This is a genomic window from Guptibacillus hwajinpoensis (assembly GCF_001039475.1).
Lineage (GTDB): Bacteria > Bacillota > Bacilli > Bacillales > Guptibacillaceae > Guptibacillus > Guptibacillus hwajinpoensis.
Window position 1 is genome coordinate 1538765 of record NZ_LELK01000001.1, and the last position, 24390, is coordinate 1563154.

The window sequence follows — 24390 nt, forward strand, 5'->3', positions numbered from 1 at the left end:
CATTTCTACCATATTAAGCATCAAGAACATTCAATAAGTTTAACACTGTCTATTTTCGGATACATACCTACTAGACACGATAATAAAGGAGATGAAGTAAAATGGCAGAGAAGGATGCAAAGCAAGCAGTAGCAAAAATGAGCGAGGACAAGAAAGACGATATCATGCAGAATTTCCAATCTTTTAAAGATTATCTTGGCGATCAAGTTCATAAAGGTGAGAAGCTTGGTCTAGGTGAAGAAGGTCTTGCTAAAGGTGCTAAGCGCGTAGCAGATTATCTAGCAGATCACGAAGAGCCACGTAACCGTGAAGAAAAAGTTCTAAATGAACTATGGAACGTAGCGAACAAAGAAGAACGCGAGCACATGGCTCACGTACTTGTAAAACTAGCATCTGAAACAAACTAAGTGACTCACAAAACCGCTGTTCTCTTGTAACAAGAGAACAGCGGTTTTTTACATTCTTTCCCGACCCTATTCTAACGTTAGATAGACAAAACCTTTATCCACTTCTACTAAGAAGGTTTCAACTACTTCGTTTCCTGCTTCCACCTTCCCATTACTCAAATGTATTTCACAATCATGATACTCGCAGAAAAGATACTCCTTAAGAACCACACCATTCACTAACTCTTCACCTCTTGGACAGCGATTATGAATCGCGCGAAAGGTGCCATCTGATAAACGAAATACAGCAATAGACAGTTTTAATAGATCTACTTTCGTCCCTGTTCCTTTTGTAAAATCTCGTACTTTTCCTAAATTGATCTTAACCGCCTGAACTGGCATGTGTACGATCCTCCCGAGAGTTTGCTATGAATGGCGATGAGAACGACTTGAAAGAGCCTTTTTCGTTACGATTTTAAGAGTAGAATGTGAACTTATATCTTCTCCTCTAAAAAGGTGATTTGAAGGGATGCTAGAAACCGGTGCAAGTTCTTGCACCAGTCTTTTAAGATGCTTTGCTTCAGATGTATCTCCGTATAGAATAGCTCCAATCACTCGACCATGAAGGGTTACGATTTTTTTGTAGACATGACGAATGGGATCAATCCATTGAAACGTTCTTGTTTCTTCTGTCTCAAGAACCTGACCGCTTGAGAAAACGTTAATACCACCAATGTTAAGGTGAGTAGAGACTGTTGAACCCTGGTAACCAGTGGCGAGGAATCCTGTTAGCGTTCTTGCCAAAGAATCCGCTTGCTCATATATTGGTTCAGTCGCACCGTAAGTTGCCTCTCGGTGCTCGATGCATTCACCTATCGCAAAAATGTTAGGCATACTCGTTTGCAGGTCGTCGTTCACTACAATACCACGGTGGACTTCAAGACCCGCCTTTCGAGCTAGCTCAATGTTTGGTCTGATTCCAACTGACATCAGGACTAGATCGGTCTCCAATATCGTCCCATCAGCAAACCTTATTCCCTCCACTTGTGAATTCCCTAATACCTCTTTCGTTCGTTTACTAAGTAAGAAAGTCACTCCTCTTTCCTCAAGCTCTTCTTGAAGCATTTCAGCAGAAAGTCGATCTAGCTGACGATTCATCACATTCGGTTGATGATGGACAACCGTTGTTTCCACTCCGAGTGAAACGAGTCCCATCGCTGTTTCAAGCCCAAGAACACCTGCGCCAATAACAGCTGCTTTCTTATATAGGTGAGCATTTTCCAAAAGCGCATAACAGTCTTCCAACGTTCGAAAGGTTCTAACTCCCTGCTTCCCTACGCCTTTAACAGGTAATAAATGTGGTGTGGAGCCAGTTGCCAAGACGAGATAATCGTATCTAACTTTCCTACCTCGATCCGTTTTCACTTGCTGATCATTACAATCGATAGATTGAACTTTTTCATTCATTAAAAAGCGAATACCATTTCTCTGATACCACTCCTGCTCATGTGAGAGTGTTTCTTCTACCCTCATCTCACCCTGCAAAACACGCGATAGAAGATGTCGTTTGTATGCAGGCTGACGTTCTTCCCCAATAATCATGATTTCAAATCTGAACGATTTCACAGATAGGAGGCTTTCAAGAAATCGAATTGCTGCCATACCTGCCCCAACTACCACAATTCTCTTCACAGTATCCCCTTCTTTCTACTCTGAACCACTATAAAGAAATCCTAACATGATTGAATAGTCAAAATAACAACTTGGTGAGATAGCCTTACAATGTTTTGCAGAGAGCTTTATTGCCTCGTAAATTACCTATCATCAGGCATTAGAAAATAGATACCTATCTCTGCGGATAGAACGGTTGTCATTGCAAACACTATAGAGTAGAAAACGTTTGGGGTGATATCTTAATGAGAATACGTCGAAGCAAACACAATAAAACTACAAATTCATCGACATTAGAGAATCAAATCAAACTGGAATTTCACAACACTAGTGATCTTCAATTCAAGAAATTTAAAGTGGCTTCTCTGGATATTACACTTGCTTTTCTAAAAGATATTTCTGACCCTATAATAATACAGAAAACCATTATTTCTCCGCTTCTTACAGTCTCAGATGGAGATAACTCAATTCAAATAGAAGGTCTTCCTGACCTCCTACCAATTGCATCCATTCAAAAGGTTACTGATTATAACTCCATAACAGAACATGTAATGGACGGTTGTACGATCATCATTGTGAGGGATAAACAGACACAGAATGTTTATGTTGTTGATACGATTAAATTCATTAAACGTACACCTGATGAACCAGTCAATGAGCCAACGATTAGTGGTCCTAGAGATGGGTTTATTGAATGTATTCAGGACAACAAGACTCTGCTTCGCATGCACTTAAAATCAAAGGATTTGATCTTTGAGAAGTTTACTTTAGGAACGGATGTTTCAACTTATATATATTTGGTTTATCTAAGAGGAAAAACAAAAGAAACGTTAATACAGGAAGTAAGAGATCGAGTCAGTTCCGTGGAAGTGGACTATGTTAAGGATGGGGCAATTCTTGCACAATTACTTGAACGAAATAAGTTTTCTGTGTTTCCCGAATTAACATCAACTCAAACCCCTACGAAAGTAGCCAATGCTCTCTTAGAAGGAAGAGTATCCTTGTTAACAGATGGTTCTCCAACCGCTTTGATTGCTCCAACGACGCTGAATATGCTTTTACAAACGCCAGATGATTATCATTTCAAGTGGATTCCAGCTTCATTAATTCGCATGCTAACGTATATTACAGCATTCATATCAGTACTCCTTCCTGCCACCTATATATCATTGGTTTCTTTTCAACACGGCCTAATTCCAACAAGTCTTGCAGTTTCTCTTTCGAAAACAAGAGAAGGTGTACCATTTCCCTCAGTGATTGAGGCATTTCTTATGGAGTTAACCATCGAGATACTCCGTGAAGCTGGAGTAAGACTTCCTAAGCCAATTGGCTCTACAGTAAGTATTGTCGGGGCAATTGTTATTGGAGAGACTGCTGTAAGTTCTGGTATTGTTAGCCCGATGATGGTAATGGTCATCTCATTTACAGCAATTTGTTCTTTTGCAATTCCAAACTATCAATTAAGTCTCGCATTACGAACCATTCGCTTTTTTATTCTGTTCTCAGCAGCAACACTTGGTATATACGGCATGCTGATTGCAATTTTTATTGTCTCAACCCATCTCGTTAAATTAAGAAGCTTTTCTGTTCCATACCTTGAACCTTTTGCACCTATCAACATAAAAGAATGGAAAGACGGCTTTATCCGTTTGTACTTTAAGGCAGGGGCTAAGGAGGATAACGTAAATGAATGAAAAACAGCCTTCCCTCCCGATCATTATTTTTCTAATTTCAACGATTATTGGGGTGGGGATTGTAACGTTGCCAAGACAAACCGCTTTAATCGTTGGGCAGCCGAACATGTGGGTGAGCGTTATTTTCGGCTCAATTGTCGCTTTCTTAAACGCTTGCCTCATTTTCATGTTGATTAAAAGATTTCCAAAACAAACGTTGTTTGATTTCGCTCCAAAGGTAGTAGGAAAGTGGATTGGGAAGTTATTTAGTTTAATCTTTGTTATGTACGCCATCTCCATCTCAGCTTTTATCATTCGAACCATGTCTGAAATCGTCAATTACTACTTATTAGATAGAACACCAAACTCTGTCGTACTTGCCGTACTTGTTCTGTCGTGTATGTATCTTGTCTCGAGTGGGTTATCGAACATCTTGATGTTCTTTCAGCTTTATTTTCCTATCATCATTTCCATGTTCATTATACTCACCATTTTAAGTATCAAAAGTATTGAAGTGACCCATTTACGTCCGATTTTTGTGAATGATGGATTGGAACTTTTAAAAGGGACAAATACAACCTTTTTTTCTTTTGTAGGTTACGAGCTTATAATGGTTCTTTCAGGGTATCAGACGTTTACAAAATGGCGATGCATGACCAAAATCATAGGCATTAGCCTAGGCTCTGTTTGTGCTATTTATGTTCTTTTCTTTATACTGAACATTGGAATATTGAGTATTGGTGAATTAAAAGTAATTACCTTTCCAACAATTGAAATGGCAAAAACGATTGAATATCAAGGTTTTTTCTTCGAGCGATTTGAGCTTTTATTTCTCTTTGGTTGGATCGTAACCATCTTTACAACACTGACTGCATATTATTATTCAGCCCTTCTCGGCGTATGTAAAATTATCAACTGCAAACGAAACATTTGCCTAAACACCTTAGTCGGTACAGCTATTTTCTCGCTCGCACTCGTTCCATCTGGTATAACTGAGCTTTTCTCATCCGCTACTTATTTAAACAACCTATCGTATGCTGCACTCATTGGAATTCCATTTATCCTACTAGTAATTTCTTTTGCAAAGGAGAAATTCCAATGAAAAGAAAACATCTTATGGTACTCATCCCACTCCTATTACTGAACCTATCTGCCTGCTGGGATAGTGATGAAATCGAAGACCTTGGGATTATTATGGCAATTGGTCTTGACTTTCTAGATGAAGAATCAGCTCGCTACTCCATGACGAATCAATACGTTGTACCAAATAACATACCAAGTTCCCAGACAGGAGGGAGTGTTGGAACACCGTATCAAAATATGACATTAAATGGAGACAGTTTCCTATCGATCATCCGCCAAAATTCATTAGAGTCAGACCGCCCCCCTAATTACACCCACCTTAAATCAATGGTCGTCTCAGAAAAGTTATTGAGAAATGAACCAATCAACAATATCATAAGTTTCTTTCTGCGCGATCATGAATTTAGACGAACGGTCCCAGTGTTTATAACAAGGGAAAACGTGGAGGACATTCTTAGTATTGAACCAACTAAAGAAATGTTCCCAGCTGTACAAATTAAAGAATTAACACAGAACATTGACCGAAGTCTTAACGTTCAAGATAATCTGGACTTCGGTGATCTATCGAAACACATTTCCGATCGATCAAGCTTTGTTATTCCTGAAGTTTCTATTAATCAAAATCGAATCCGGTTGACAGGTGCAGCAATTATCTCAAACCTGGATCATAAAATTGCTGGTTGGCTAAAACCTGACGAAGTTGGTGGATTAAAGTGGATTAAGGATACCGTACAAGGAGGAGTTGTAACCATCGATGAGGAACATTCAGGAGAAGAACCGGTAATACTTGAAATTAATAAATCGAATACAAAAATTGAACCTGTACTAAAAGGGGATCAACTATCGATTAATCTGTCGGTCAACGCCTCCCTTCGACTTGCAGAAGATTGGAATGTGGAACGAAATGTATTTAAACCGGGATGGGATAAAGAAATTAAGAAAAACAGTGAAGCAGTTGTGAAAGAATCAATCGAACACGTCATATCACTCGCACAAAAAGAATACGGATTAGATTTTCTTGAATTTTACACTTGGGTAAGAATTCAGCATCCTGACTATTGGATGAAACACGAAAAAGAATGGAATTCGAAATTCAGTGATGTCCCAGTCAATGTTGACGTTGATTTTACGCTTACAGGCTATGGAACACAGGATATTAATTGATTCACGTTGAATATTAATGAAACTACTGTTTTCTCATCAGATAATTATTCGTTCATAAGTAAAGCAGAAGAACCTCTAGAGGTTCTTCTGCTTTAAAACACGTTTTATTTATCAAGTACGACTTTTTTTCTTTTCTCGCACCATCTTCCAACAAGGTAAGTAACCACTGCAGCAATACCAAAAGGAATGAGAGAGCCACCTGCTTCAAATCCATCTGACGTTTCCGTGTAGAATTGAAACATCAGAATCTCAATTTGAAACGTGTTACCAACGAATATAAGAATACCGCTTACAACAAAGAAAGCCAAAAGCCCGAGTAGCACTTTCTTGAACATCACAACACCTCATTCCATTCAATTTTCAGTGATGAATTTACTATATGCTACGATTTGAGAAAAAGTCGATTCCGCTCTATAATTAGCTCCACTGCTTTTTGTAAGTCGATATCCTCGTGGATGTGATGTTTAGACCATGGAATATAAAGATCAGGTTCGATTCCTTTCCCACTCATGCCTCTCCCTATTTCCACTCTAGATAATTTAGAAGTAGGATACCAAAGTTCAAATTCATCATGCCAATTTCTAACTGCAAGGTTGGAATAATCATTTAATCCCATTGTTGGCCTTCCGACGACCGTAACCTTGGAGGAATGTTTACACACCTCAACAAAAGAGTCGCCTGAACTTCCACAATATACATCTGTTAAAAGAATAACGTTCTTTGGACCTTCTTTCGTTTTGATGAGAAGACTGTCCTCTATAGCTGTAGAGGTCAATTCAACAAAGCCCTTCCCTTTGTTTTCTTCCAATACACAGATAAGAGCGTTTAGCTGATTCAATGTATTCTCATCCTGAATTGAATGTCGAATCTTCTCTAGAAATTCCACACGCAACTCAACGTTACGCTTTGTACAATTTGTTAGCATACGATCTGTCGTGAAATCCGCTAAGTTAATTTCGTCTCCTTCAAAAAGGTAAGGGAGTAACTCAAAATAAGCTAAATCATTGCCACCTTTGTTTATACGAACGTCGATGATTAAGTGATCACACCTTTTAAGTAGGTTACTGTTCTCGTCTATTAACGATGAGATCGCGTGATGATTCATAAAGTCTGTTAGCGTTAACAATAATGTGTCTGGTGCTACTTCTTTTAGGGAATAATCCGCTTCGTACGGCTCTTTCTCATAGTTTCGAAGATCGAGCGTGAACGTTTGTCCTTCCTGATCCGTCACTTGTGCTGTCTCGTATCGTGTAAGAATTGGGCTCCAGTTTTCTCGTTCTGCCTGCGTTTCCATTAAGCGTCTTTTGTGAGTTTCGACAAGCTGAGAGATACTTATCCCATCTAATGCTGTTATGCAATCTCCTGGTTTCAATCTATTTTCTTCCGTACTTGAAATAATGTATAGACGATCCTCGTATCTCCGAACGGTAAAGCCAACATAACTCGTAGGTTCTTTAGCCTTATTTGTCGCTCGAAAACTCATATGTAAGTCTTTGAAATCAAGTAAATAGTCTTCTACAAACTCTACAAAGGTATGATTATTTAAACCACCTTGATCTTGAAGCCTGTTAATCTTATTTCGATAATCATGAGGCGAATCCCACCCTTTCTTATCGATACAGCCGGCGTAATCATGATGCAGGATTTGAACAATTTCATCAAAAATAGTTACAAACATCTTATCACCCATTTACTGTTATTTTATAGCAACCACTCTACTTACCAATTATTTCAAATGACCCTCCTAAACTCAATAACATTTTTCTTTCATTCCACCAAAAAAGACGCTTCTATCTAAAGCGCCTTCCTTGTTTAGTGGAATCCAAACTTCTTTTTGATCATTTGTGCCACTTCTTCAGCACTAATATTCTCATTGTTTATTCTCAAGTAGTGATCTCTATCTATTTCTCCAACTTCTGAGTTCACGCGGAACTCTTTCATGGTAGAAAGCAAGTTTCCTTCTGACTGCTCAATGTTCCGTTTCGTTGGTTTATGTTCGAGTCTATTCGGTGTCGTATTCCGCTTTAGTCTTTCATCGACACCAGCTTCCAACTCAACGAAATAGATTTCAGCTTCGCTAAAGATCTCGCAAATTTTTTCAACGAACTCCCAATCTTCCGGCTGATCAAAGGCCCAGACATAAGTGAAAATCATCCCATAGTTGTCCGTTTTGGCGAATGATGAGAAGATTTCTTCTCTCATCAAAGTGGATAGTCGCCACATTTCTGGGCTAAACCCAAAGAAAGGTTCAAGAAAGTCAATTGTCATATGGTTATGAAACAGATTAAGATCCGTTATTTTCTCTAATTCTTGACCAACAGTCATTTTACCTACTGCTTGTGGTCCAAATAGTAATACAAACTTCATGTAAAATGCCTCCTATTCTATTTTTTCTATGTAATCACCATTTACTGCACTTCCACCGTCCTAGTTGCATTGATTTTATGTCGATGAAGGGCGAGTTTCGTAAAGAATATTCCAGCACAGACGAGGAGGAGATATAGCACACTCATTCCAACTCCTCCGATCACGTTTCCTATAATTAACCCGAGTCCACCTAGCATTTTACCTAACTGAAATACAAGACCGTTAAAAGCCATATACGCTCCCCTTCGACGATCGTCAACGACTTCAGCTAACATCGCTTGTCTTGTTGGAACATAAAGGAGTTCACCGATCGATAGAACAACAACGGCAAGGAATAACCCAGGAAGGTTTATGCTAAATGCCATATACGCATACCCCAATCCAAAAAGAATAAATCCAGCATACATTAGCGGTTGCTCTCCTTTCCCTTTTATCCATTTCGAAACGATGCCAGTAAAGAGGACGATGATAAGTGTATTCGTAACCGTAAGGAGACTTAACAGCTTAATGCCATCGAGTTCAAAGGAATAGATGTTTATGAAATCAACAATCATTGGCTGTATGTCTCGCTCAAGGCGCACCGATATGTAATTATTGCGCTGGAATTCAATGGCTAAGATCGCAACGCCTCCAAGTGTGAAGGCTAGAAATGAAAGATCTTTGCAAACGAGCTGATAGCTCTTAAGCAGTGGCTTAATTCCGTATTGCCCACGAGATTTCTCCGAAGTCACCACATACGTATCGATAATAAACGTTACTGTCATCCATAACGTAAGAATACTTAGTGCCATAAGAATAATGAGCAGTTCAAATAAATAATCTTCGAAAAACCATCCACCAATACTAAGTCCAATCATAATGGAGAGGTTAACCGCCCAGTAGTTAACGGCGTACATAAATGACCTCGTTTCTTTCGTACTAACGTCGATTAACATCGCTTCTGCAGCGGGGTTAACGAGCCCACCTGAAACACCAACAAGAAGCATCATCACATATGTAAGCAAAGCTGATTCATACCATGGTGAATTGGCTAGAAGCATGCCAATAAAAGCACCTACTTTAATAACTTCACCAGCTACCATTAACCGTTTGCGTCCTACAAGATCGGCTAAATGACCACCATACAAACCTGTAATAAATTGAATGAAAACTTGACTAATAACAAGAACGCCGGCAATGGACGCATTCATTCTTGTTGTAAAATAAATGGCCATAAACGGGAAAATAGCAGAACCTACAATACGACTTAGAAAAGAGGTATAAATGCGGATTTTAATATTTGGATGCAGTGTGCGAAACAAGACCATCCCTCCTTCCCCTTTATTATCATCTTTGCAAAAGGGGTTAAAAAGGGTACACTTTAAGAAATCTTGTCCCCTTTTAGGAGGTGCTTCTATTCAAGTCGAGCGCTATTTCACACTAAGATCATATATGTACGAGCGAGAAAAAGACTGTACTATATCCTTTAAATTATCCGAAGTGGCGGATATGTGGTACACATCAATTAAAAACGCAAAGCGCATTTTGAATAGCTTAGAAGAGAAGAAATGGCTTACTTACATACCCGGCAAAGGAAGGGGAAACGTTTCAAAAATCACGTTTCCTATTTCCTTCCAAACCGAAGTGGAATCCTATGTGAAAAAATGTCTTCAAAATGAGCAATTGGATTTAACCGCGCACATTTTAAGACTACCAATTCCACAATCGTGGATTGCTAAATCTTCGAAAGATATTCGCAGGCTTTTCGGTTATCAAGAAGATACCGCTTCAAGCGATATTCTCCGGTCGTTTATTTCTAGACCTGTAACAACGCTTCACCCTCTTAAGGTAGCTATTGCATTCGAAGCTCACGTTATCGAACAGCTTGGCGATTCATTAGTGAAGTATGATCCTTTAACAGACACTGTGGTCCCTCACCTCGCGCATCACTATGAGACAAATGACAGTGGACATAAGTGGATCTTTTATTTAAGAAAAGGGATCCAGTTTCATCACGGAGATGAACTGACTAGTACAGATGTGGAAGCGACTATTCAACGCGTCAAAGAAGGACCAGCATCTTTTTCATGGCTCACACGTGGCATCCAACAGGTACAGTGTAATAATCGGTATCAATTAACGATAACGCTGAAACAACCTAATCCATTTTTCCTACGATACATGGCATCACCAAACCTTTGCATTCTTCCAGCAGGCGTTCCATTTCACGAAGAAGACTGGATTGGAACAGGTCCCTTTTATCTTAAGGAAAGGAAGAAGCACAAGATTGTACTTGCAGCATTTGATCGCTACTTTAAAGAACGACCGCTGCTTGATGAAATTCATTTCTACGTTGTGTCACAAGAAATCGCAGATCTCGTAAATTACACGGTCGATGATGATGTAAGTACACCGCCCCTTCAAAAGCAGGAAATCGAATCCGGGTTTCGGTATTTAATCTTTAATCACAACAAGAGAAACGTCGTACGTGATTCACACTTTCGAGAAGCGATATATCACCTTCTTGACATGGAGATGATGGCAAGTGACTTGAATTGGGAAAAGTGGATTGAAGCGAGTAGCTTTCACTATTCAAGATCGACTCACCACGCTAAAGAGGCTAATAAAATCAAACCATCGCTCCGTCAATCTTCATACAGTGGTGAAACGCTACAGCTCTATCACCTTGATTTTACTAGTGCAAAACAAGAAGCTGACTGGTTAGTTGAGAGAGCTCAAACGTACGGAATTGACCTTAAGCCCACGGCCTTTACATTAGATGAGTTCGTTGAGCGGAGTATGGATGGCGAAGCAGATCTGATTTTTATGGGTGAAGTCTCATCCCTTGATCCCCACCTTTCCTTCCTAGATGCTTTCTACAACGAGACGCTCCTGTTCCGTCGCATGTTCCCTGATCATGCTCTTCACTGGATTGATCAACAATTAGAACTTGTGAAAGCAAGCCCTACAACAGAGGGTAGGATAGCTTTCATGAAAGGAATTGAAGAAAAAATACGCAGTGATAACCTATTACTCTTCCAACACCATCCTCTCAAAACAAGAACGTTTCATCCGCTCATTAAAGACGTCGAATTTCAGTCCTTTGGACATCTCGATCTGAAGAAACTATGGATTCCGCATTAGAAAAAGCGCGGGGGACGCAACTCCTCCTCGCATTCTATTGTCTTATACCTTCGGACTCATCTTAATTGCTCTCGTTGCAATAAAGGTTTTAATATACCGATCAAGAACTCTTGATCCACCGAAATCATCTTCATAGAAGCCCGATATCAAGAACCCCGCATCCAGTTGTCCTTTTATAAGCTCCTCCAACGTATGAGCATATTCAATCGTTTGATTCGCTTTCAAATGTGCTTCTATTTCTTTTTCACCCAAGGTATCTAACGTTGAGGAAGGCACAGCATGTTTCACACTCAGTACCCCTTTTTGCTCCTCATTGTCATCAAAGATAAATAGAAGGGGATTCGTAGAACCAGATATCAGTACACCATTGTTCTTCAAAACTCGAGACGCTTCTCTCCAAACCGGTGCAACATCTTTAACAAAAACATTCGAAACCGGATTAACAACGATATCGAAAACCTCATCATCAAAAACGTGGAGATCTGTCATATCGCCTTGCACAGTATGGAGTTCTAATCCATCACGTTTCGCCACAAATTCATCTTGCTCTAACTGTTTCTTAGAAATGTCCATCACCGTCACATCTGCCCCTGCTGCTGCAAGAACAGGACCTTGTTGGCCTCCTCCTGAGGCGAGACAAAGCACCTTTACACCATCCAAGGATGATGGAAACCATTCCCTTGGCACTGATTTCTCAGTCGTCACTGAAATGGACCAATTGCCCTTCTTGCTCTCCTCTATTATTTCTGTACTAACCGCTTGCGTGTACCTCGCACCTTCTTCAACCTTTCGATCCCATGCATTGCTGTTATGTAGCGTTGAGTCCATGATTTAACCCCCCTCTTCGATTAAAGAATACCATAAACTGGTTATAATCTGGAATCATCACTATTTTTACTAATCAACTAGAAAAAGCAGCTGTCACATACCAGCTGCTTTCCTCTTCACTTAATTGGTAACCAATTTACCTGATTTTTGCTCTTTCACTACACCTTGATCATCTGTTTTCCCTTCGAAACCTGCCCGTTTAATAAAGAACGATAGGAAAAGGGCAAGACCCGCGATAAACGTTGCAATAAAGAAGGCATAGTTAATTCCTTCAAGCATCGCTTGCATAGCAACCTGCTCTTGCATGGTGGCTAGTGCTGCCGGATCCGTTTGGGTGCCTGCACTTGATGACATTAAGTCCGAAGCGACAGATTCCGTCCTATTGGACATAATCGTTACAAGTAACGCAGTTCCAATCGCACCAGCTACTTGGTTCAGCGTATTGTTCATGGCAGTACCGTGCGGATAGAATCGAGCAGGCAATTGATTTAACCCGTTCGTCGATACAGGCATCATAACCATCGAAATACCAAACATCCTTACAGCATGAAGAATCATGATCGAATTGTACGTCGTATCCATCGATAGCGTACTAAATAGATAGGTTGTTACGACTGTAATTGATAGCCCAGTAATCGCAAGAATGCGCCCGCCAAACTTATCAAACAGGCGTCCTGTAATAGGAGACATAAATGCCATTACAAGTGCACCTGGAAGCATCATTAATCCTGCATCTATCGGTGAGATGCCTCTAATCGTTTGCACGTAGATTGGCAGAAGCAACATAGCTGAGAACATTGCCATGTTCAACACCATCGAAATTGATGAAGATAGAGCGAACATCGGATAGTTAAAGATTGTAAAATTGAGCATTGGGCGCTCTAGTTTAGACTGACGAACGATAAACGTTACGAGCGATACAAAGCCAATACCAATTGTTAAATAAACTTGTGGGCTATCCCATCCTTTATTTCCTGCTGAACTAAATCCGAATAGGATCCCGCCAAAACCTGCGCTTGATAATAGTAAAGAAGTGAAATCAAGTCGAATATTCACTTTTTCCTTTCTATCTTTTAATAGGAAGAAGCCTAGTAAAAATACAGTGATGGCAATTGGCGTTACGAAATGGAATAGCATCCGCCAATCGTAGTTTTCAATAATCCACCCTGATAAGGTAGGTCCTATTGCAGGTGCTGCCATAAGAATTAAACCAAAAACACCCATTGCCGCTCCCCTTTTCTCAATCGGAAAGCTAACAAGCATAACGTTCATTAAGAGCGGCATCATGATTGCTGACCCAGAAGCTTGCAGCATACGCCCACTTAAAAGAACTTGAAAAACATCTGCGACTCCAGCTACAACTGTGCCTAAGGTAAATAACCCCATAGCCATTAGAAAAAGTCTTCTTACTGTATATTTTTCAATTAGGAAAGCTGTTGTTGGAATCAAAATTCCGTTCACTAGCATAAATCCAGTTGTTAACCACTGGACCGTAGCCGTCTCGATTTTCAAGTCCGCCATTATGGAAGGTAACGCTATATTTAGTAATGTATTGTTTAGAAATGCAATGAAAGCACCAATGATTAGCACAGCTAGAATGCCATACTTTGGACGAGGCGTTTCAGTCATTGTTTTGCTCATGGTAATTCCCCCATACACCTTTAGTACAATAATTTATACTATCGTTTCAACTCTTCACATCATATACCATGAGTTCACTAATTGCAATCAATAAAATTTCCCTATTCTAAGGCATTTGTCTTAGAGTTAAAAGTAATGTATGATCATTTTTATACAGGCAGTACAATTCATAAAAATAACTATTCTCAAAGGTGATACGATGAATAATCGAAAACAACATGTTATACAAATGGCTCATCAGCTTTTCATAGAACGAGGATTTCAATCAACTTCGATTCAAGATATTCTAGAATATAGCAGCATTTCGAAAGGCACTTTCTACAATTACTTCTCTTCCAAAAATGAGCTGTTAATTGCACTTTTTAAATCACTGTATGAATCAATGGAATCAAGCAGAAATGAACTTCTCATTGGGCAAGATCCATCTAACCTAGACATCTTCGTCAAACAAATTGAATTCCAGATGAACACAAATAAAAAGAATAAGTTGATCACGTTATTTGAAGAAGTTTTCGTCTCTACGGATGAGGAATTGAAAAACTTTCTTAAAGCGGGACAAATGAGGATGTTAAATTGGGTATTTCATCGGTTCATTGAGTTATTCGGTGAGGAAAAGCGCCCATATTTACTTGACAGTTCAATCATGTTCCTTGGAATGCTTCATCACAATGTGAAGTATTATTCGATTGCTAATGGAGCAAGTGCAGACATCTACCCTGTTGTCCGATATACTGTCGATCGAATCGTGAATATCGTTAACGGAGCTTCGGAATCAGGCGATCAGTTAAACACCCCTGATCAAATGAATAGCTGGTTACCTGATGCGACGAGATCCGAGCAAGACTTTCAAGATAAGCTTTACCAAACGATACAGACTCTTAAAGAAAAGCTTGTACCGAAACTAAATCATGCGAAATCTATCCAACTGTTAGACTTTGTACAAGATGAATTACTCCACTCCAAGAAGCCTCGGAAATTCTTAATTGAAAGTGTGCTACTTTCAATTCGCAATGATGAAATGCTAGATCAGAAAGCAGTGGAAACACTTAGCGGGTTAGTGGAACGTTATTTTGAGCGTGTTGCCGAAGCTTGCGAGGAAAGTACGGATTAATAACAAATGGAATTCACACTAAAAAAGAGCTTGGAGGCGAAGTGCCATTCCAAGCTCTTTTCTAAAAGACTGTTGCTATTGCTTCCACATCAATTAGTTGTTTCAGACACTCTCTGTTTGATGCAGTAACTTCTTCAATAATAGACTTGCTATAACTAGCGAGAGTGTGATGACAAGAAGAAGAACAGGAAGAGTATAGGTTAAAAAGACTGAAATTAAAGTCACAACTCCTACGATCAATATAAAAAGTAAGTTGACCCATTTTTCATTTAAGCCTTTATGTAAAGCATAAAGTGAAGCCAAAAATGCAGCTGGTGCATAAAAGAGTAGATTAAGAAAGATGACTAGGAAATAATGAATTTGATAAAGAAAAGGAATCGTTTTATCTAAGTAGGATTTGCTCTCAGGACTAATAGAGAATGTAACTAGTAATCCAATAATAATTAGAACTGCTGTAATTAAATAGTGAACCAGCTTAGCAAAAAACTTTGCATAAATAAGCTCACTTCCATTAGCAAGTTTATCTTTCCAAATAATAAGTGCTTGTGCATTTGGCACTTTAGTAATTAGTACAGCGTTTTGCGCCGGCAAGATGTACAGAGATAGAAATAAGTAAATAGCCCAGTTGACTCCAATGTTTGATAAGTACGGAACTGTAATCATTAAAACAACAAATAATATCGTTAGTTTTAATAAACTAAATTTGATCTTTTTCACTTCATTTTTTACTAGTTCAGACAACTGTTACCTCCAAAAGTGATTCTTTTATTGTTTATCGATTGACGTACAGTTTTTCCAATCCAAGTAAAAACTCTACTTCTTCCTACGACGATAAAGATCCAGCGTTTTGTACCCCTCTGATAACACCTCGATCATTTGCTTCGTTCGCTTATCTCGAGTGGCCTGTTGCTTAGCGGAGAAAATTTGCCTTGCCCAGTCTCGTTGATAGCCAGGAGTCAGATTACGGAAAAACTCTTGCTCTGTGAGATGGTCGGACAAGAGGTTTTCTACATCACGTACTTGATCTTCATAGTCCGATACACACTGACTCGCCGGGGCAGTTTTTGGTGCTTTCTTCTTTTCCTTTTTCATTCCAACCACTGTAAAAACATCATCCATGCTGACCATACGAGAAAATTTAATGTCGCTGTCTTTCACATAGCCATCTTCTCCAACCTTCAACGAGGGAAACATTTCATCTCGATGAATGTAAGTTTCATATTTTGTATTGCCCTTTTTAGGATAAGCGAAGAACAAATACCCTTTTGGCTGAAGGACTTCATCATTCGCGATTACATGATTTAAATTCTCAGCCATCTCCTCAATATTCTTCACAAATATAAAGATAGCATCGTGATCCCTAGATAATGAACTCAAGTATTCATGAAAGATCTCGTATTCTCCTGGGTTATGAAGAACTGCCATATTTTTATATTTTGATAACTTTAACTTATCAACAATCGACATCTAATGTAACGCCTCCTGAACAAATGTATGTTAGTTCTCAAATTCAAAATCATTCATCTTCAATACTAATTAACGCTACACCGACCTCAACCTCTTTTATAACGCCATTTTCAATACAGCTGTCAGCAAAATCCTTTACACTCTATTTTAAGCCAAATCAATCAATAACAAAACAGCTTCTACTATTGAACATAAACCTTATATTATAACGCTAATTCCTTAACTTGTTGATTGGGAAACCAATGTATATAATACCTTTTTAACCTCTATTAATCTCTATCTATTTCCCAATATTATAAACTTCTGGTTCGTGTTACCATGAAAATAGTAATAGTCGAACTTTTCTGACACATACATTCGGGCCCGGGACCTGAGCACCACGAGTACATAGTTTGATTGTTATCCGTTATAAAATCATGATTGGAGGAAAAGAAATGAAAGTTACATTAAGAAAATTAAGTATTATTTTCAGCATGGTCCTTGTTCTATCCTTATTGGTTGGTTTCTCTTCACCTTCTGCATCTGCTGCACCGGCGGACAAAGGACCAAAGAACTTCCTCGTTGGTTTTAAAACAAATATTAATCAAGCTCAAATTAACAACATACAGAAACTAGGTGGACAGGTTAAGCATCAGTTTAAATTTATGGATACGATGCTTATTTCATTGCCTGAACCAGCGGCTAAGGCACTAAAGAAAAACCCTAATGTGTCATATGTAGAAGAAGATCAAGTGGCACATGCAATTGGACAAACAACACCTTGGGGTATTCCTCATATCAAAGCAGATCAAGTTCAAGCGACTGGAAACACTGGCTCTGGTGTTAAAGTTGCAGTTCTAGATACAGGAATCGACGCTAGCCACGAAGACCTTAACGTGAGCGGCGGTGCGAGCTTCGTTTCTGGTGAACCAGACGCAACGACAGACGGTAATGGCCATGGTACACACGTTGCTGGTACAGTTGCTGGACTGAACAATAGTGTTGGCGTCCTTGGTGTTGCACATTCTGCTAGTTTATATGCTGTAAAAGTACTAGATAGCTCAGGTAGCGGAACTTACAGCGGCATTATTCAAGGAATTGAGTGGGCAGTTGATAACAACATGGATGTGATTAACATGAGTTTGGGTGGTAGCTCTGGTTCAACTGCACTTAAAAATGCGACAGACAATGCCTACAACTCAGGTGTATTAGTTGTTGCGGCAGCAGGAAACGAAGGAACGTTCTTCGGATTCAATACAATCGGCTATCCTGCAAAATACGACTCTGCAATGGCAGTCGGTGCAGTAGATTCCAATAACAAACGCGCATCGTTCTCAAGTGTAGGATCAGAGCTTGAGGTAATGGCGCCAGGTGTTAACATTTCAAGCTCCGTTCCGGGTAATGGCTACGACAGCTACAATGGTACGTCTATGGCTTCTCCTCACGTAGCTGGAGCAGCAGCGCTAGTCATGGCAGCCAATCCGGGACTATCAAACGCAGATGTTCGTCAAAAGCTTAATGATACAGCCATACCTCTAGGAAGTTCTTTCTATTATGGTAACGGCGTAATCGATGTATACGAAGCAACAAGGTAATAGAGTAGTAGAAAAGCATGGGTCAACATTTATTATGATCCATGCTTTTTTATACTTACTTGTATAATTATCCATTAAAGAGCTATTAGTTTAATACAATCTCCATTTTTCTACTTTTTGTAGTCATCCCAATTGATTTATAGAATTCAATAGCAAACGTATTTTTCTCAGATACACCTAATTCAATACTATCAAATCTGAGGTTCCTGCCTAAATCAAAAACGTATTTCGTTAGTTTCTTTCCTATTCCCTTCGTTCGATACTTTTCACTAACGGATAAACTGTTTATTACTAATACTTTCCTCGCTTTGACAAATGAGTTTTCAGTTGATTTCTCCTCCTTGGTCACTATAACGCCAACCAATTCATCACTTACTGCGGCAACAAAAATGTGCTGTTTAACATCACTCAACTGGCTTTCAAAGAACTCTTGCTCAACTGGAGTCAAATTCTCTTTGTACAAATCTGGTCTTATATCAACGTGGAGGTCATGAACTTGCCTAAATAAAGGCAACAATGATTCATAATCGTTTTGCTCAGCTCTTCGAATAGATATATTCATATATTTCTACCTCGCAATTAGTTTAATTTTTAATCGATCACGTTTCACACTGTGCAGAAGTAATTTGTTAAGCCATTCTTCCTTTCTTGAAAACTGGTAGCTCAATTACCCTGTTTGGTCTCAATTAATTAGGCTCTTTTCTAAAAGATTGTTGCTTTTAGAAGTATTCGTATTCTTTGTTGCTATACGGGTTAATTTCCGCTCCAGGATGCTCGCTTTCCGCGGGGCGGGCGGTGAGCCTCCTCGTCGCTAACGCTCCTGTGGGACCTGTCCCGCTAGTCCCGCAGGAGTCGAGCATCCTTCCGCTCCAATTAGCGAAGAAAAGAGCCATTAATTAAAAGATAAATAAAATCAGTGCAATGATGTACATTAGAATATAGGCAACAGAACCTATCCTCCCGAAGGTTACAAAACAGCCCTTGTCTTCTCTTAAGACAATTAAATAGATGATACTCAGAACAACCATTAATATATACAAAGGCGAGACTGTAAGTAATGCAAATTCATTAGCCATATGTTCATTCATCCTCTTCTACTTCTTCAGAGTACGAAATAACAAATTCTCTTAGGCTTGAAGCTATTTCTTCAAATCTTCCTGTTTCGTGGTACCAAATAAATATTTTGTTATCATACTCTCCACTAACATGCCTAAAGCATAACTTGTCCCCTGTTCCATCTTCGCCAATAAATATGAGCTCTGCTGGAATATCTTCATCTCTTAGCTCTATGTTTTGTCTTACTATGTCATCCCATGTTTTCTTTCTATTTTTAGCGTCTATTATTGGGAACAAAGTCCATTCACCAACTTGAGCACAATTAGTCAGTTTAAAAAGTTCTTTGTACTGAGTTGGAAAGGTTACGCCTAATTTCTCTTCAGTTAAATGAATATCTAAGTCGGTAACTCCTAGTTTATTTGATTCAATTAAGTCAATGATGTCTCTCATTATATGCAACGTCCCTTCTACTTAGCTTAACTAGTTAAATAGAATACTTAAATATGAGTTCACCGTTAGGGTCTCTTTCATTTATGTACTCAAATCCCATGCTCTTATATAGATTAAAAGCGATTCTATTCTCCTCAACGATACTTAAATAAATATCGGTTACTTCAAATTTTCTTGAAACAATTCCAATTAGTTTCTTCATTGCAATTCTCCCATAGCCTTTTCCTTGATAATTTTCATCAATGATGATTCGATCTATCCAAGTATCTTTATTAGGGCCAAAAGAACCGTACATCGCAAACCCAATCATTTCCTCATTATGATAGATAGCTACTGGGTGCCATCCTTTATAAGTAGTTGCTTCTTCTAAACATTCATCTACTGTTTCAATAAATTCTTCTTGTCCAGATTTTAATGCTATCTTTCTTGCTGCTGATTCATTAGAAGTAGTAATGTTTCTAAAATAAACATCCCTCACGCTAAAATACATCCTTTCAGTGGATTAATGATTAATTAGATATTAACCTTTAGTTGTGGTTTATCCTTTTAATGTTTCATCCTCCAAATGACCAACCAAACAGAAAGAACCAAGTAAACCCACCCAAAACAACACTTAAACTGGTCGTTATAACTGGCAATGCTCTACTGTTACCGGTTTCCTTAATTGAGCCAGTAACTCCAAAGATCAGACCCAATAAAGAAGTGAATGGTGCTATTCTGATAAAGTTCACAATTGCACCAAATCCATTATTACTAAATAGGTTAATAATAAAAACAACAACTTGTATTACGAAAATAGCTAATATTATTCCAGCTAATCTTCCTGAAAAAGTTTTCGGCATAAGCTACTCCCTTCAGTCTTCATATGTTACTACCAATTATTTCAAATTCCAGCAACCAAAACAATGACGATTTCATAAAAAGGGAGCTTATACGAATAACGGATAAGCTCCTAATTAAAGATCAGCAAAATCAATTGGTAACAGTTTGCTTTATTCGCAATTTCTATAATTGGATATTTTTAAGAAGTGAGAACGTCAGTATTATTGTTAACAAAGTACCAGCAGACATTAATGTAACAATCTTCTGATTATCCTTTTCTTTTGACGATGACCCTAGTTCTCTAGATACAGTACTCCAAATAACGATAGATACTACAGCAACTATAAAAACAAACAATGATTAACCCCCATTTTATGTATTGCAATAGTGTAATACTTGAATAACCCAATATCGATTTGAAACTATTGCACATAATCCTATCTATTATTCTATAGATAATTTCCAATCAACAATAAGATAAGACCTGTCATGAAAATAAATGGTAATATGAACCAAAATATTAATCCTGTCCATGGGTCTTGAACAATTACTGCATACGTTAATCCAATCGCAATCGATAAGGCTGGTGAGATCGGCAGCATAATAGCGATTCCCCATACTTTTAGTTTTCCTTCAATGGCCTTTCCTTTGCCTAGTTCGAGTGCTACAAGAGCACTTAGAAATGCCACTACATAGCCTATTACCATCACCATTTTGCCACTACTTTCTCTGATTTTTTTTAAATACTCTCAGTCTCATAATGTGAATACGTGATCACTTAATAATTAATTAAATTTAATTACCCCAAGGAGTCTCGAATTTTTTCATCGTTCATATAACGGATGCTTGTAATTTTTCTTTCTTCATTTTCCTGATTGGTATATGCAACTTCCATATTTACCATAAATTGTAACATAAACAACAGATTAGAAACTGCTACTCCTCGAAATAAAAAATACACACCTCTGATTTCATGTGTGTATTTGGCTATCATTTGGTTGTGAACCTATCAACTAAGTCCATTAGCTTCTAGAATGGCGGGACTCAGTCACCGTTCCTTCTGTTTCAATGTGTTCCATCATAAAGTGGCATTCCGGACATTGTTTTAAAGGTTCAACTTCAAGAGAGAATTCAGAGATATGACAATCAGGACAAAAGTATTCATACATGAGCTGTAATCCCTCCCTTATAATTGTATTGTTAAAGCCAGGGACAGTTCTAAAAGAATAATTCTGCGCCTGAGCTGGTTTTCCTTTAACGATTGTAATAGGGGGTCAGACCGCTGTCTGACCCCAACTCTTTCTCAACATATAAATAAGAAGCGCTTATCACTAAGCGCCCCTCATCCTTACTATTTTCTTGTGATTGAAACTCGGCCAACAGAACGGTCTGTTGCTTCGCCTGTTACCTTGAAATTCAAGCCATATTCCGTTACATTACGACCTGCATCAGGAATCGCTTCGTTAAGATAGCTCTTGCTATCATCAAACTTTTTCACAAATTGATTTTTCTTATCTGTCATTGTTAGTCCATTGATACTTGAGTAGTCAATAAACATCTTACTATCTTTACGTAGACTGAAAGCAGCATCATGGATCTGATAACGTGTCTGCGCAGGAGTACCATCACTCCAGAACAATTCGTGCTGATCAGCATCCACTACGCCAAGGAAACCTTCGCCTGGGTGAATACCAGTCCAGTTCTCCGAATATTTATTATCTGCATACCAGACAACAAGACCAGGTTCAAATGACATCATACTCGCGCCACGGCGAATGTTTCCTAATCCTTTATCTACTCCCTGATGATTTCTCCATTCAAGCAAGTAGTAATGTTCAGATACCTTCACACCATCGTCTTTTGTAAATCCTTGGAGATCAACCTTAGGCGTACCTTCAGCATCATCAAAGAATAATTCGTTTCCATCAGCTGTTACACGAATATCATCAATATAGAAGCCAGGATTCGATACAGCACCGTCTGTTAAATAGTTGAATTTAACAAATACTTCTTTCCCAGCATAATCACTCAAATCAAATGTTCCATCAATCCAACCATCAGAATTACCAGTAATTCCGTTTCCAGGATTCGTTTCGTATGGATCCGTATCTGTTGTAATGTTACCTGGAATAGCTGTCCAGTTCTTTCCATCTTCACTTACTTGTACTGACCCATAATCCCAGTCTGTCTCAATGTCATACCATGTTTTAAACGACAATTCTCCGTTTGAAGCATCTGTCAGATTAACATTAAATACTGCAGAGTTATTTAGATCATCTGCACTTCCACTGAAATAGTCAAATTCTCCACTAAAAGGCGTGTTGATTTGAGTCTTTTTATCAGGAAGATTGATCCTGAGGGCATCAAGATTCGTACCTTTCGTATTTGCTTGATCAAGGTATACTTCCAACCCTTTTTTATCAATATCTTCCAAGTCTACTTCATCGTACTTTAACCAGTTTCCACCGTGTGCTGCTTGAAGGAATTCTTTCGACCATGCGCTAAATCCTGTTGGCTCTGTTCCTGGAAGTTTACCAGCCCAGCTTCCTCCAGCCATAAGCGACCAATACGAAACAGCTTCACCAGCACCTGAGTATTGCGTGTCGTATTCATCAGGCAGGCCTAAATCATGGCCATATTCGTGTGCAAATACGCCAGCTGCTCCATCTGCCGGTTCGATTGTGTAGTCATATGCATACATAGAACCCTGTTCCCAGTAATCTACTTCTGGCTCCGGAGATCCTGCGATTGGGAAAACGCCACCAAGATTCCAACGGTGAGACCAGATCGCATCTTCACCAAGCTGACCTCCACCAGCTTCTTCTCCAACCGCTGAATGAACAACCATTAAGTGATCAATTAGTCCGTCTGCTTCGCGGAAGTTACCATCGCCGTCAAGATCATAGCGATCTTCCTGGTCATATTCTGCTAGATTCACGCTAGGATCTGCAGCTGCAGCAGTAAGCGCCTCTTTAACCAAACTACGTGCATCTTTGTCGCTGCCACCATTAGGGTTATTTCCACCGTATTCAGCAGCATTCTTAGAAGCCATATACCAACCGGCAACATTACCATTAACCGTGTAAGCTCCATCGGTTTGTTCTTCATAGAATTGTTTCATAGATACTAGATTTTCACCGTTTGGACCTTCATACCCGTCTTCACCGAAAATCATATCTTGATAGTGTTCTTTCACGTAATCTTCATAATACATATCCGACTCATCTGGCTGGATACTATTATGAGGGAAATCAGGAAACTCGACTAGAAGAACGAGAACGTTATCTGAGCGAACATCACCGTGATAGTCTTCCTCAACAACAGTGTCCAGCTTCTTGCCGCCTTTACGTCCATTGTCTTTCGCTTTCTTATCATTGTCATTCTTAAGCTTATCCTTGATCTCTTTCTCAAGTTCAAGCTTTTCATCATTCAATTCTCCAGCTGACTCCATATCTTTAAGCGCATTTGATTTATTTTCGAGAAATTGATTTAGTTCTTTTTCAGCTTCCGTCGCAGAAGCATTCTTGGAAATTTCTCCATTTTCTTTCAGCATTTCAATCAGTTTCTCTTCATTAGCTACCGCTAAATCAAACGGCCCTTGTTTATGTACATGTTCTTTCTTCACTTCTTGCTTTACGGAAGTAGATGGTTCCGCATGGACTGTACTGCTTGTACTTGGTGCTAATGACCCTAGTGTTAAAGCTGCAATCATTGCCATTGACAATACGTTTTTCCCTTTCAAATGCTCAATCCCCCTAAAAAAATGTTTTTTTACAAAACCTTTACAATAGACTCACTATAATATGTTTTCTGAAAAATTAGAATGATCCAAAAGTCTCAAAATGCGTCATTTTACTGCAAAAATACCAATTTCATCTAATAAAAATACACTTTACTAACTAAAGACCCGTGTCAAAAGGACTATGATTCGACTTTACTATTGTTTTCTCGCAATAACGCTTTAACCTGTTAAC

The 24390-nt window shown here is 38.9% G+C and carries 24 protein-coding genes; 7 read left to right on the plus strand and 17 right to left on the minus strand.

Annotated elements, in window-relative coordinates; all coding sequences use genetic code 11:
- Window positions 1-101 precede the first annotated feature (101 nt).
- Entirely contained in the window at window positions 102-407 is a 306-nt protein-coding gene (locus tag AB986_RS07740; RefSeq protein WP_048310284.1) for a DUF3243 domain-containing protein, read from the plus strand.
- A gap of 66 nt (window positions 408-473) precedes the next feature.
- Here the strand turns inward: AB986_RS07740 and AB986_RS07745 are convergent, their stop codons facing one another.
- A complete protein-coding gene (locus tag AB986_RS07745) occupies window positions 474-788 on the minus strand; it encodes a Rieske 2Fe-2S domain-containing protein (protein WP_048310285.1) in 315 nt (104 codons plus the stop codon).
- A gap of 24 nt (window positions 789-812) precedes the next feature.
- On the minus strand, window positions 813-2078 hold the full coding sequence (locus AB986_RS07750; RefSeq protein ID WP_053216078.1) for an NAD(P)/FAD-dependent oxidoreductase: 1266 nt from the start codon (window positions 2076-2078) through the stop codon (window positions 813-815).
- A gap of 224 nt (window positions 2079-2302) precedes the next feature.
- On the opposite strand from AB986_RS07750, the gene AB986_RS07755 reads away from it, so the two are divergent.
- From AB986_RS07755 to AB986_RS07765, 3 genes are read left to right on the plus strand one after another with little or no spacing between them, the layout of a single operon-like run.
- Window positions 2303-3751, plus strand: a complete 1449-nt coding sequence (locus AB986_RS07755; protein WP_053216079.1) for a spore germination protein — start codon at window positions 2303-2305, stop codon at window positions 3749-3751.
- Window positions 3744-4832, plus strand: a complete 1089-nt coding sequence (locus tag AB986_RS07760; RefSeq protein WP_048310287.1) for a GerAB/ArcD/ProY family transporter — start codon at window positions 3744-3746, stop codon at window positions 4830-4832. Before AB986_RS07755 ends, AB986_RS07760 begins: the two co-directional genes overlap by 8 nt.
- Window positions 4829-5977, plus strand: a complete 1149-nt coding sequence (locus AB986_RS07765) for a Ger(x)C family spore germination protein (RefSeq protein ID WP_048310288.1) — start codon at window positions 4829-4831, stop codon at window positions 5975-5977. Before AB986_RS07760 ends, AB986_RS07765 begins: the two co-directional genes overlap by 4 nt.
- A 104-nt stretch (window positions 5978-6081) precedes the next feature.
- Here AB986_RS07765 and AB986_RS07770 read toward each other — a convergent pair whose 3' ends face one another.
- The 4 genes from AB986_RS07770 to AB986_RS07785 form a co-directional block, all read right to left on the minus strand.
- Window positions 6082-6312: a hypothetical protein gene (locus AB986_RS07770; RefSeq protein WP_048310289.1), complete on the minus strand. Its 231-nt coding sequence runs from the start codon at window positions 6310-6312 to the stop codon at window positions 6082-6084.
- 47 nt (window positions 6313-6359) lie between these two features.
- Window positions 6360-7655 carry a S41 family peptidase gene (locus AB986_RS07775; protein WP_048310290.1) on the minus strand — a complete coding sequence of 432 codons (1296 nt, stop codon included), beginning with the start codon at window positions 7653-7655 and terminating at the stop codon, window positions 6360-6362.
- Window positions 7656-7789: 134 nt separating this feature from the next.
- Entirely contained in the window at window positions 7790-8344 is a 555-nt protein-coding gene (locus AB986_RS07780) for a DEAD/DEAH box helicase family protein (RefSeq protein WP_048310291.1), read from the minus strand.
- Window positions 8345-8385: 41 nt separating this feature from the next.
- Window positions 8386-9645: an MDR family MFS transporter gene (locus AB986_RS07785; protein ID WP_152670939.1), complete on the minus strand. Its 1260-nt coding sequence runs from the start codon at window positions 9643-9645 to the stop codon at window positions 8386-8388.
- Here AB986_RS07785 and AB986_RS07790 point away from each other — a divergent pair.
- A complete protein-coding gene (locus AB986_RS07790) occupies window positions 9608-11467 on the plus strand; it encodes an ABC transporter substrate-binding protein (RefSeq protein WP_084006449.1) in 1860 nt (619 codons plus the stop codon). The genes AB986_RS07785 and AB986_RS07790 overlap by 38 nt on opposite strands.
- Before the next feature lie 42 nt (window positions 11468-11509).
- Here AB986_RS07790 and AB986_RS07795 read toward each other — a convergent pair whose 3' ends face one another.
- Both AB986_RS07795 and AB986_RS07800 read right to left on the minus strand, forming a co-directional pair.
- Window positions 11510-12295, minus strand: coding sequence for a class I SAM-dependent methyltransferase (locus tag AB986_RS07795; RefSeq protein ID WP_048310294.1), 786 nt, complete (start codon window positions 12293-12295; stop codon window positions 11510-11512).
- Between the two features lie 120 nt (window positions 12296-12415).
- Window positions 12416-13936 carry a DHA2 family efflux MFS transporter permease subunit gene (locus AB986_RS07800; protein ID WP_048310295.1) on the minus strand — a complete coding sequence of 507 codons (1521 nt, stop codon included), beginning with the start codon at window positions 13934-13936 and terminating at the stop codon, window positions 12416-12418.
- A 199-nt stretch (window positions 13937-14135) separates the two neighbouring features.
- On the opposite strand from AB986_RS07800, the gene AB986_RS07805 reads away from it, so the two are divergent.
- Entirely contained in the window at window positions 14136-15047 is a 912-nt protein-coding gene (locus AB986_RS07805; protein WP_048310296.1) for a TetR/AcrR family transcriptional regulator, read from the plus strand.
- 102 nt (window positions 15048-15149) lie between these two features.
- Here the strand turns inward: AB986_RS07805 and AB986_RS07810 are convergent, their stop codons facing one another.
- Window positions 15150-15788 (minus strand): hypothetical protein, encoded by a 639-nt coding sequence (locus tag AB986_RS07810; protein ID WP_048310297.1) that lies wholly within the window; start codon window positions 15786-15788, stop codon window positions 15150-15152.
- Window positions 15789-15860: 72 nt separating this feature from the next.
- Entirely contained in the window at window positions 15861-16514 is a 654-nt protein-coding gene (locus AB986_RS07815; RefSeq protein ID WP_048310298.1) for a YdeI/OmpD-associated family protein, read from the minus strand.
- Between the two features lie 434 nt (window positions 16515-16948).
- Here AB986_RS07815 and AB986_RS07820 point away from each other — a divergent pair, with 434 nt between their 5' ends.
- Window positions 16949-18088, plus strand: coding sequence for a S8 family peptidase (locus tag AB986_RS07820; protein ID WP_048310299.1), 1140 nt, complete (start codon window positions 16949-16951; stop codon window positions 18086-18088).
- 85 nt (window positions 18089-18173) lie between these two features.
- Here AB986_RS07820 and AB986_RS07825 read toward each other — a convergent pair whose 3' ends face one another.
- The 7 genes from AB986_RS07825 to AB986_RS07855 all read right to left on the minus strand — a co-directional run bounded on the left by AB986_RS07825 (window position 18174) and on the right by AB986_RS07855 (window position 24158).
- Window positions 18174-18650, minus strand: coding sequence for a GNAT family N-acetyltransferase (locus AB986_RS07825; protein ID WP_048310300.1), 477 nt, complete (start codon window positions 18648-18650; stop codon window positions 18174-18176).
- 334 nt (window positions 18651-18984) lie between these two features.
- Complete coding sequence (locus tag AB986_RS07830) at window positions 18985-19164, minus strand: hypothetical protein (protein ID WP_152670940.1); 180 nt, start codon at window positions 19162-19164, stop codon at window positions 18985-18987.
- Between the two features lie 4 nt (window positions 19165-19168).
- Window positions 19169-19594, minus strand: coding sequence for an SMI1/KNR4 family protein (locus tag AB986_RS07835; RefSeq protein WP_048310302.1), 426 nt, complete (start codon window positions 19592-19594; stop codon window positions 19169-19171).
- Between the two features lie 34 nt (window positions 19595-19628).
- Window positions 19629-20072, minus strand: a complete 444-nt coding sequence (locus tag AB986_RS07840) for a GNAT family N-acetyltransferase (RefSeq protein ID WP_048310303.1) — start codon at window positions 20070-20072, stop codon at window positions 19629-19631.
- Window positions 20073-20148: 76 nt separating this feature from the next.
- Window positions 20149-20436, minus strand: a complete 288-nt coding sequence (locus AB986_RS07845; RefSeq protein WP_048310304.1) for a hypothetical protein — start codon at window positions 20434-20436, stop codon at window positions 20149-20151.
- Window positions 20437-20865: 429 nt separating this feature from the next.
- On the minus strand, window positions 20866-21129 hold the full coding sequence (locus AB986_RS07850; RefSeq protein ID WP_048310305.1) for a hypothetical protein: 264 nt from the start codon (window positions 21127-21129) through the stop codon (window positions 20866-20868).
- A 638-nt stretch (window positions 21130-21767) separates the two neighbouring features.
- Window positions 21768-24158, minus strand: a complete 2391-nt coding sequence (locus tag AB986_RS07855) for an immune inhibitor A domain-containing protein (protein WP_053216080.1) — start codon at window positions 24156-24158, stop codon at window positions 21768-21770.
- Window positions 24159-24390: the final 232 nt, after the last annotated feature.